Source organism: Sphingomonas bacterium (genome assembly GCF_903644135.1).
Classification (GTDB): Bacteria; Pseudomonadota; Alphaproteobacteria; order Sphingomonadales; family Sphingomonadaceae; genus Sphingomonas.
Genome location: NZ_CAHJXA010000096.1, coordinates 1 through 8,735, shown reverse-complemented (window position 1 = coordinate 8,735; position 8,735 = coordinate 1). Strand labels below are relative to the sequence as shown.

The 8,735-nt window shown below is 67.0% G+C and carries 9 protein-coding genes; 8 read left to right on the top strand and 1 reads right to left on the bottom strand.

Translation table 11 applies throughout. The features are described from left to right. The first annotated feature begins 358 nt into the window (after positions 1 to 358). The 4 genes from HUU96_RS06900 to HUU96_RS06885 all read left to right on the top strand — a co-directional run bounded on the left by HUU96_RS06900 (position 359) and on the right by HUU96_RS06885 (position 2,687). Positions 359 to 946, top strand: a complete 588-nt coding sequence (locus HUU96_RS06900) for an RBBP9/YdeN family alpha/beta hydrolase (RefSeq protein WP_174292100.1) — start codon at positions 359 to 361, stop codon at positions 944 to 946. Further along, entirely contained in the window at positions 943 to 1,923 is a 981-nt protein-coding gene (epsC, locus tag HUU96_RS06895) for a serine O-acetyltransferase EpsC (RefSeq protein WP_438827063.1), read from the top strand. The genes HUU96_RS06900 and epsC overlap by 4 nt, the downstream gene beginning before the upstream one ends. A 90-nt stretch (positions 1,924 to 2,013) precedes the next feature. After that, positions 2,014 to 2,241 (top strand): hypothetical protein, encoded by a 228-nt coding sequence (locus HUU96_RS06890; RefSeq protein ID WP_174292099.1) that lies wholly within the window; start codon positions 2,014 to 2,016, stop codon positions 2,239 to 2,241. Next, positions 2,238 to 2,687: a DUF3429 domain-containing protein gene (locus tag HUU96_RS06885; protein WP_174292098.1), complete on the top strand. Its 450-nt coding sequence runs from the start codon at positions 2,238 to 2,240 to the stop codon at positions 2,685 to 2,687. The genes HUU96_RS06890 and HUU96_RS06885 overlap by 4 nt, the downstream gene beginning before the upstream one ends. A gap of 40 nt (positions 2,688 to 2,727) precedes the next feature. Here the strand turns inward: HUU96_RS06885 and HUU96_RS06880 are convergent, their stop codons facing one another. Continuing rightward, positions 2,728 to 4,470, bottom strand: a complete 1,743-nt coding sequence (locus HUU96_RS06880; RefSeq protein ID WP_174292097.1) for a hypothetical protein — start codon at positions 4,468 to 4,470, stop codon at positions 2,728 to 2,730. A 335-nt stretch (positions 4,471 to 4,805) separates the two neighbouring features. On the opposite strand from HUU96_RS06880, the gene HUU96_RS06875 reads away from it, so the two are divergent. From HUU96_RS06875 to HUU96_RS06860, 4 genes are all read left to right on the top strand, one after another. Then, complete coding sequence (locus HUU96_RS06875) at positions 4,806 to 6,371, top strand: type I restriction-modification system subunit M (RefSeq protein WP_174292096.1); 1,566 nt, start codon at positions 4,806 to 4,808, stop codon at positions 6,369 to 6,371. A 68-nt stretch (positions 6,372 to 6,439) separates the two neighbouring features. Continuing rightward, complete coding sequence (locus HUU96_RS06870) at positions 6,440 to 6,865, top strand: HI0074 family nucleotidyltransferase substrate-binding subunit (RefSeq protein ID WP_174292095.1); 426 nt, start codon at positions 6,440 to 6,442, stop codon at positions 6,863 to 6,865. Beyond that, entirely contained in the window at positions 6,862 to 8,445 is a 1,584-nt protein-coding gene (locus HUU96_RS06865) for a restriction endonuclease subunit S (RefSeq protein ID WP_174292094.1), read from the top strand. Before HUU96_RS06870 ends, HUU96_RS06865 begins: the two co-directional genes overlap by 4 nt. Positions 8,446 to 8,476: 31 nt before the next feature. Next, positions 8,477 to 8,735 (top strand): type I restriction endonuclease (locus tag HUU96_RS06860; protein WP_174292093.1); only part of this gene is annotated, 259 nt, incomplete at its 3' end.

Genomic DNA, 8,735 nt, shown 5'->3' with positions numbered 1-8,735 from the left:
GGCCGGGCTCGTCGCGCGGTGCGCCGGCCTGGCCTGCATCGCGATCGCCCGACGACGTCGCCGAGACCTGCGCGGTCTGCTGCGCACCGACAGACGAGCTGGCCAGCAGGGCGAGCAGGCTTATGGTGGCAGCTAGGCGCATTGACGATCCCCTGGTTGAAGCCGGTCTCGTCGACCGCCCGCGATGACCACCATGGTGTCAACATCGGATCGACGCTGGTCAAGTGGGTAGCGATCAGGAACGCGGCACCTGACGGGCCCAAGCCCAACCCCAGCTTTGCGGGACGACAGAAATCCACACTCATCTCCCCTGCCGAGGTGAGGGATAAGGCCGCCGTATCACCGAGAGCATCTCTGTATGACCTGCCTGATCGTTCCCGGCCTCAATTCCTCAGGCCCCGGCCATTGGCAGAGCCGGTGGGAGCGCGAGCGGAGCGACTGCGTGCGTGCCGAACTCGGCCGCTGGGACGATCCGACCAGGATCGGCTGGATCGCCCGGCTCGGCCGCGCGGTGGCGGAGATCGATGGCCGGCCGGTGATCGTCGCCCACAGCCTCGGCTGCCTCGCCGTCGTCTGGTGGGCGAGCATCGCCGGCGATCTCGCCGCTAGGGTCGGCGGTGCGCTGCTGGTGGCACCGCCCGATCCCGAGCGCGAGGACGTCGACCCGCGCGTCGCGCGGTTCGGGCCGGTTCCGCGGCGGCCGTTGCCGTTCCCGACCATCGTGGTCGCCAGCCGCAACGATCCCTATGCGAGCTTCCAGCGCTCGCGCGAGATGGCGGTGGGCTGGTCGGCACGCTTCCACGATGCCGGCACGGCCGGCCATATGAACGCCGCCTCCGGTCTCGGCGGCTGGGAAGAGGGGCAGCGAGTGGTCGCGGAGCTGATCGCCGACGCCGCCTCGGATCAGCCCCAATCGTTGGCGCGCGTCGCGGACGACTGGCGGTGAGCGATCATCTGGTGCGGGGCGATACCATCGAACAGGCGGATCAGCCGCCCGGCGACCTGGCGGACATCGCCGCCGGCCTGCGCGCGGCGCGCAGGCGCTGGCGCGAGGCTCATCACCGGCACCTGGAGGTCGGCGTCGACGGCTTTCCGTCCCGCCAGCGGATCGAGGCGGCGGTCACCGACCTGTGCGCGGCGCTGTTCCCGCAGCGGCTGGGCGAGGCGCATGGCGAGGCCGACGAGGACGCCTATGTCGATCAGGTGCTTGCCCGCGCGCTGGCGACGCTGCTCGGCGAGGTGCGGCTGGAGCTGCGCTATTGGGACGCCGAGAACGAGGTCAGCTTCGACGAGGGCCAAGCCGAGACGATCGTGCGCCACTTCGCCGCCGGCCTGCCGGAGATCCGCGCGCTGATCGACAGCGATGTCGAGGCGGCGTTCCTCGGCGACCCGGCCGCGCGCAGCGTCGACGAGATCCTGATCTGCTACCCGTGCGCGCTGGCGATCATCCATCATCGCCTCGCGCACCGGCTGCATGGGCTCGGCGCGCCGCTGGTCGCGCGCATCGTCTCCGAGCTGGCGAACTCACGCACCGGTATCGACATCCACCCCGGTGCCGCGATCGGACCCAGCTTCTTCATCGATCACGGCACCGGCGTGGTGATCGGCGAGACCGCGGTCATCGGCGCGCGGGTGCGGCTCTACCAGCAGGTGACGCTGGGCGCGCGGCGGCTGAAGGCGGACGGCGACGACGGCGTCCGCCGCCGCTTCGCACGCCACCCGATCATCGAGGACGATGTGGTCATCTATGCCGGCGCGACGATCCTCGGCCGGATCACGATCGGTCGCGACTCGACGATCGGCGGCAATGTCTGGCTGGTCCAGGACGTGCCGCCCAACAGCCTGGTCACGCAAGGCGACGTCCAGGTGCGCATCTCGCGCCATGCGCCGAGCGCGCTGGACGACGTGCTCGCGCCGCGATGACGCACGCCGCCTAACGCTAGCCGCGGTTCTGCGGCGGCACCTGCGCCGCTCTCGCGCGTTCGGTCGGCTCATCAGGAAAAGGCTGAAAAGATGACCGATAGCGCCGTGCTAACCCGTCAGCGCGAGATCGCGGTCGAGCATGTCCTGTTCAAGCTGATCGAGCATGTCGAGCGCAACCAGCCGGGGCTGCTGAGCTTCATCGAGGACAGCCTCGATCACCTTGGCGACCGCGCTCACGATGACAGCAAGGATGACGAGGCGGTTCGCGATGTCGCGCGGCGGATGCTGGCTGGGGCGCGGCACGAGCTGGATAAGTGACATCGACGCCGCCTCTTGCGAGAGCTCTGGGTTTTGCCGGACTGCTGCCGCAAGCCGCGGTCGTGGTCATGCTCGCGGCCGGGCCTGCAGGGTGGCATCTCGCAGCGTTGGCTGTCGGCTATGCCTATGCGACGCTGATCCTCAGCTTCCTGGGTGGCATGTGGTGGGGGCTGGCCGCCCGCTCGTCCGACCAGGCACCCGCGTGGATTTGGCTGGCGGCCGTTGCGCCGTCGCTGGTCGCGCTGGCCACGGCACTGGCGCTTGCGGTCGGCGTGTCGCCGCCGGGGCCGATGCTGGTGGTGCTTGGCGTCTCGTTGCTGGGCAGCCTGCTGGTGGATCGTCGGCTGGCGGCGGATGGCCTTACGCCATCCTGGTGGATGCGGCTGCGATGGCCGCTGTCGCTCGGCTTGGGTCTGTTCACCATCGTTATCGCCGCGATCAGCTAGGAGGGCGATCGTTCGGCGAGCGTGCGATCCGGTTCGATCGCTAGTTCGCCGCCATCCACCCCGCGAAATATTCCAGGCAGGCGATCCGCCGCCATAGGGCCGGGTCGCGCACCCGTTCCGGCCGGAAGAACGCGCGCATGTGCGGGAAGGACAGGTCGATGACCCGGCCCATGTGGCTGGAGGCCGGAACGCTGCCATGCTCGTCGCCGGTCGCGCCCAGTCGGCGACGCAGCCGATAGCTGCGCTCGCGCAGCCAGGCGGGGCGGGAGCGCGACGCCCATTCGTCGAACCGGTGCCGGCGGCTGGGCGGCCCGGCGAAATGGTGGCCATAGGACGACGGATAGGCCGCAAGCCGCGGATCGATCGCCGCCAGCAGCATCGCCTCCGCCCGTCCAGCCCAGCGCAGCGCCATCGGCAGCCGCACCGCCTCCGCCACGAAGCGATGGTCGAGGAACGGCATCAGATAGGGCCCATACCGCGCCTCGATGCCGATCTCACGCCCGAACAGCGCGCGGCAACGTACCCTGGGGTAGAGTTGTTCGATCAGCAGGCGCGGCATCGGCCGGTGGAGATCGTCCACGCCGATGGCGCTGCCCAACGTGCCGGCCAGCGCCGACACAAACGCAGCGCCGTCGAAATCGGCGCTCGCATCGTCGGCGGAGAAGCGCGACAGGAAGGTACGCGCGACCCGCGACACCGAGGTCGGCTGATCGGGCAGGCGGAAGAAGTCGCGCATGACCTCGCCGCAGCCGCCCGACATGGCGAGCGCACCCCCCGCGTGCCGCGCGTCACGCGCGACCGCGTTGCCGCCGGCGTCGAAGATGTTGCCGAAATTGGGCAGGCCGTCGGACTGATGGAAGTTGCGCTCCACCGTGGCGGCGAACGCTTCGGCATCGCAGGCCCCGTCATGCTGGTCGAACCAGTCGAGCGGCAAGCCCTCGCCGGCTGCGATGCTGCGCGCGATCCGCACGTCGCAGCTTCCGGTCGGTCCATAGACGTAGAGGTCGGGCGACAGACCCGCCGCCCGCGCGGCGGCAAAGGCAAGGCGCGAGTCGATCCCGCCCGACAGGGGACAGCGCACACCGCGCGACGCGGCACTAGCATGAGCCTTGATCGTCGTGTCCAAGACGTCGCGCAGGCGTTCGATCTGCACGCCGACGGGCGCGCCGGATTCACTCGCGTCCTGCTCGCGCGACTGATGATGCGACACGGTGTCGCCGCCGGGAAGCAGCTCGACCACATCGCCCGGAGCCAGCAGCGACAGCTGCTCGACCACCGTGTGGTTGCCGATCGGCGCGATGTTGAAGGCGAACTCGTACACCGCCTGACGATGTAACGCGGCGCGCGGCATGGCGGCGAGCGCGGCGAGCAGCGATGTCGAGAAGATGCGGCGGCCGGCATCGTGATAGACCGGGAAAGCGCCGAACCAGTCGCCGAACAGGAAGCTGCGGCCGGCGCGCTGGACGATGGCCGCGAACTGGCCGCCAAGCTCCTCCCGGTGGAAGTCTGGTGGCCCTGAGCGGGCGAGAAGGTCCTGTAACGCCGCTAGACCCATCCCACCGCCGACCGTCATCGTGCCGGCAACGGCGGCTGATCCGTTCGGACGCGATATCCGCAGGTCCGGCCCTCCCGCTGCGTAACCGCTATGCAGGATGCGCCAGCCCGGGCACTGGTGTTCGATCAGGTCAGGCAGACCCAGCCGCGCGAACTGGACCCGAGCGGCCCCGACCGCCCGCGCCGCAAAGCGTGCATCTTCGGCACTGACGATGAACAGAGCGCCCACGGAGGGATAAGTACCGGAGATTGATGATCTGTCGGTAAACAGCGGGCCGGATCGAGACGACTTGCCGAGAACAACGTGCTGGCTGGGGCGGCAGGAGTCCCAGCCAGGAAATCGCACCAGCTTAGTGCTTGATTTTGCAGGCGCGCAGCACGGCGCTGCACGGCCTGTTGCTACACTCGATTGGCACAACAAGCAAGGCGGCTGACCCACGGTCCAGCCGTGCCACCGGCGGTCTCCCCGCCTGCTCCATCGGCCGGGAGCGTTGAGTTCTCGCCCGGATTGTGGTGTCAGCTTGGTATTGTCCTGACGACCAGGGCGTCGTCGGGGGAAGCATCATGGCTCGGGCAGCGAAGGCCGCCAAGGCGCCGAAGGGCGGAGACCTCGGGTTCGAGGCGGAGCTGTTCCGCGCGGCCGACAAGCTGCGCGGCAACATGGAGCCGTCGGACTACAAGCACGTCGCGCTCGGGCTGATCTTCCTCAAGCACATCTCGGAAGGGTTCGAGGCCAAGCGCGCGCAGCTGCTGGCCGAGTATCCGGACGGCGCGGAGGACGAGGACGAGTATCGCGCCGACAACGTGTTCTGGGTGCCGCCGCTCGCCCGCTGGTCGCACCTCCAGGCCAGTGCCCGCCAGCCGGGCGTCGGCAAGGTCGTCGACGACGCCATGCTGGAGATCGAGAAGGTCAATCCGGGCCTGAAGGGCGTGCTGCCCAAGGACTATGCCCGCCCCGGCCTCAACGCGGTGATGCTGGGCGAGCTGATCGACCTCATCTCCGGCATCGGCTTCAAGGACGGCGCGGACGCGTCACGCGACGTCCTGGGCCGCGTCTACGAATATTTCCTCGGCCAGTTCGCCGGCAGCGAGGGCAAGCGCGGCGGCGAGTTCTACACGCCGCGCTCGGTCGTCCGCACGATGGTGGAGATGCTGGAGCCCTACAAGGGCCGGGTCTACGATCCGTGCTGCGGCTCCGGCGGCATGTTCGTCCAGTCGGAGAAGTTCGTCGAGAGCCACGGCGGCCGGATCGGCGACATCGCCATCTACGGCCAGGAGTCGAACCACACGACCTGGCGGCTGGCGATGATGAACCTGGCGGTGCGCGGCATCGACGCCGACCTCCGCTGGAACAGCGAGGGCAGCTTCCACAAGGACGAGCTGCCCGACCTGCGCGCCGACTATATTCTCGCCAACCCACCGTTCAACGTGTCCGACTGGGGCGGCGAGCGCATCCGCGAGGATGCCCGATGGCGTTTCGGTGCCCCGCCTGCGGGCAATGCCAACTTTGCCTGGCTCCAGCACATCCTCCACCACCTGAAGCCAACCGGCACCGCCGGGGTCGTCCTCGCCAACGGCTCGATGTCCTCGACCCAGAACGGCGAGGGCGACATTCGTCGCGCGATGGTGGACAGCGACGTGATCGACTGCATGATCGCGATGCCGGGCCAGCTCTTCTACTCGACCCAAATCCCGGTCTGTATCTGGTTCCTGGCCAAGGACAAGTCGAACGGTATCGGTCGGGACAAGAAGCTGCGCGATCGCCGCGGCGAGATCCTCTTCATCGACGCGCGCAAGCTCGGCCACATGGTCGACCGCACCCGGCGTGAGTTCAGTGACGCCGACATCGCGAGGATCGCGGGCATTTATCACGCGTGGCGCGAGGCCGACGATTATGCCGATGTCCCCGGCTTCGCCTGCGCTGCCGGCCATGATGCCATAGCCAGTCACGGCTACGTCCTGACGCCCGGCCGTTATGTCGGTGCCGAGGATGTGGAGGCGGACGCGGTGCCCTTCGCTGAGCGCTTTGCCGCCCTCCAGGCGACGCTGGAGGAGCAGTTCGCCGAGAGCGCGAGCCTGACGGAGGTGATCCGCGAGCGGCTCGCCAACGTGGTCGGTCTAAATAGATAAATGCCGATTTTCTTACAGGTCAGGTTGGACGTGCAAAAGAACCGGCGTTCTCTTTATATGTCCCATCCATGGAGAAGGACCGGACGCCGTTGAATCTCAGCATCGAGCCGTTTGAGAAGGCGTTGGCGTCGCTTGAGGCGGCGCTCGCCCGCAACGCTGAAGCGCCATCGGATGACATGATCCGCGACGCTGGTATTCAGCGTTTCGAATTCACGTACGAGCTAAGTCACAAGATGCTCAAGCGCTACCTTGAGGCAACATCGGCGAACCCGGCGGAGTTCGACGCGATCACGTTCCAGGATTTGATCAGGTTGGGCAATGAGCGCGGACTTTTGCTAGGGGACTGGTCGAACTGGAAGGCGTTCCGCGCCGCTCGCGGGGCGACAAGCCACACTTACGACCAGGAAAAGGCCGAACACGTCTTCGCTCAGATCCCGGCGTTCGTAGAGGAGGCTCGTTTCCTGCTAGATAAGCTGCGGGAGGCTCTGGCTTGATCGGTCCCGTTGATCTACGGCCTGATTATCTGGAGACCGTCCACCGGATCTTGGCAGAATATGCGCCGAACGCGCCAGTGCAGGTCTTCGGCAGTCGCGCAAATTGGACCGCCAAGCCCTATTCCGATCTGGATCTCATCCTTCGGGTAGGCAGGCTGGCACCTGACGACGCCGCTTTGCCCGAGCTGAGTGACGCTTTTTCTGAGAGCGAGCTGCCCTTCAAAGTGGACCTCATCCTGGATACCGGGAAACCATCGGATTTCCTGTCTTTGGTTCAGGGCGGGGCCGTGCCCCTACCATGGCCGACGACGCCCTTAGGCGCGCTCGTCCCGGACGATCGGTCGATTTGCTACGGAGTAGTTCAACCGGGCTCGCCTGACCCAATGGGCAGGCCGATATTGCGGGTGAATAACTTCGACAGCAATGGCCTGAATGTCGCCAGTGCAATGCGCATTTCGCCGGACGTCGAGGATCAGTATCGCCGGTCGCGCCTGCAAGGTGGCGAGTTGCTCGTCACGCTGGTCGGATCAGTCGGGCTGACGGCGATTGCGCCACCCGAGCTGGAAGGGTGGAACGTGGCGAGAGCCGTGGGCGTCGTGCCGCTGGCCGCTGATGTTGACGCCCGCTGGGTCAATCACATGATGCGCAGTGGCGCCGTGCGTGCCTTCATGGCCATGCGGTCGAACACGACCGTCCAGACCACGTTCAATCTCAAAGACCTGGCCGAAATCCCGATCCCGATGCCGCCGGACCGGATCAGGCGACCGATGTCGGAACTTCTCTCCGCCCTCGACGACAAGATCGAACTCAACCGGCGGATCAACGAAACGCTGGAGGCGAGCGCGCGGGCGTTGTTCCGGGACTGGTTCGTCGATTTCGGCCCCACCCGCGCCAAGGCCGAAGGCCGCCCTGCCTATTTCGCTCCCGATCTCTGGTCCCACTTCCCCGACCGGCTCGGCGACGACGGCGTTCCGGAAGGTTGGGAGACATTCACGGTCGACGCCCTCGCCGACCAGCATACGGCCTCAATAAACCCGGCCTTGTCTAGCCAGGAGGTGTTTGAGCATTACAGCTTGCCCGCCTTTGATTCGGGAGCGTCCCCGGCTTTAGACACCGGAAGCGCGATCAAGAGCAATAAAACCATTGTTCCCGGTGGTGCCGTGTTGCTGTCAAAGCTCAACCCGGAAATATCGCGAGTCTGGATGACCAACGACCGAGACGCTCTTCGTCAGATCGCGTCTACTGAATTCCTTGCGTTCACGCCGAAGGCGTTCGCAAGCCGGAGCCTGATCTTCGCGCTGTTCCGGGATGATGCATTCCGGCAGATCATGGAGGGGATGGTCACCGGGACGTCGAAGAGTCACCAGCGGATTTCACCACCGGGCCTGCGCAACGTGGAGGCGCTAGTGGGATCGACGGCGGTGTTCGCGGAATTCGATCGTGTTGTGGCGCCGATGGTAGAAGCCATTCTATATAACCGCGCTGAGGTCTGCACACTCTCCGCTACCCGCGACGCCCTCCTTCCCAAGCTGATGTCCGGCGAACTCCGCGTCCGCGATGCCGAGGCGCTGGTGGCATGACCGGCGCGACTCTCGTCGACGGCAGCGCCTGATGGCGAAGCTCACCGAGTCGACCGTCGAGGAAGCCGCGCTCGCATGGCTCGCCGAGCAGGGGTGGCAGGTAGCCTATGGCATCGACGCCTCGCCCGACGGCAAGGCGCCCGAGCGCGCCGCCTATGCCGACGTCATCCTGCCCGCCCGCCTGACCGCCGCAGTCGACCGGCTCAATCCCGCCATCCCCGCCGACGCCCGCGCCGACGCCGTGCGCCGGGTGCTGGCGGTCGAGATGCCGGGCCAGGTCGAGGAGAACC

Bases quoted from the DNA above. Each gene is read 5' to 3' on its own strand.
- HUU96_RS06900 (WP_174292100.1), top strand. From the start codon at position 359: ATGACCTGCCTGATCGTTCCCGGCCTCAATTCCTCAGGCCCCGGCCAT.
- HUU96_RS06890 (WP_174292099.1), top strand. From the start codon at position 2,014: ATGACCGATAGCGCCGTGCTAACCCGTCAGCGCGAGATCGCGGTCGAG.
- HUU96_RS06875 (WP_174292096.1), top strand. From the start codon at position 4,806: ATGGCTCGGGCAGCGAAGGCCGCCAAGGCGCCGAAGGGCGGAGACCTC.
- HUU96_RS06870 (WP_174292095.1), top strand. From the start codon at position 6,440: ATGGAGAAGGACCGGACGCCGTTGAATCTCAGCATCGAGCCGTTTGAG.